A 644-nucleotide genomic window follows, 5' to 3' on the forward strand; every position below is an offset into this window, starting at 1 on the left:
GTTCAGACTTAATGCTGAGTTATCAAAGCTGGATTATCGTAACAATAGAGGGCTGGACAGGGCCCTCATCCGTTCACTCAGTCAGGGAAACTGGTTAACCCTGAAACAAAATATTTTACTGACTGGGGCCACCGGCAGCGGTAAAACGTTCCTGGCATGTGCACTTGGTCATAATGCCTGCCGACAGGGATACAAGGTCTACTATTATCGCCTTAAAGCGCTGATGGAACAGTGCTATCAGGGGCATGCTGATGGAAGATACAGCAAACTTTTGACCAGGCTGAATAATAGCGATCTGCTGCTTCTGGATGACTGGGGGCTGGAACCTCTCTCATCAGAACAGCGTAGCGACCTGCTGGAAATAGTGGATCTGATGTACCAACGAGGCTCAATCATCGTAGTGAGCCAGTTGCCGGTGGAAAACTGGTACAAAATGATCGGAGACTCCACACATGCGGATGCCATCCTAGATCGACTGGTTCATGGCAGTATCAAGATCGAACTTAAAGGAGAATCAATGCGGAAAATACAATCTCCGTTGACCGAAGGAGATCAGTGAAGGTAATTTAAAAACGGTTCTGTGAAAGTGACACGAACCGATCTCCATCGATGTTACTCACCGATCTCCTTCACGGTAATACGCA

At 47.5% G+C, this 644-nt stretch carries 1 protein-coding gene; it reads left to right on the forward strand.

All coding sequences use genetic code 11. The features are described 5' to 3' along the window. Positions 1–559: IS21-like element ISEc12 family helper ATPase IstB (istB, locus tag QZF50_RS23685; RefSeq protein ID WP_089569484.1), on the forward strand; the 559-nt coding region annotated here is incomplete at its 5' end. Between the last annotated feature and the right edge of the window lie 85 nt (positions 560–644).

This window comes from uncultured Escherichia sp. (genome assembly GCF_948475835.1).
Classification (GTDB): Bacteria; Pseudomonadota; Gammaproteobacteria; order Enterobacterales; family Enterobacteriaceae; genus ECMA0423.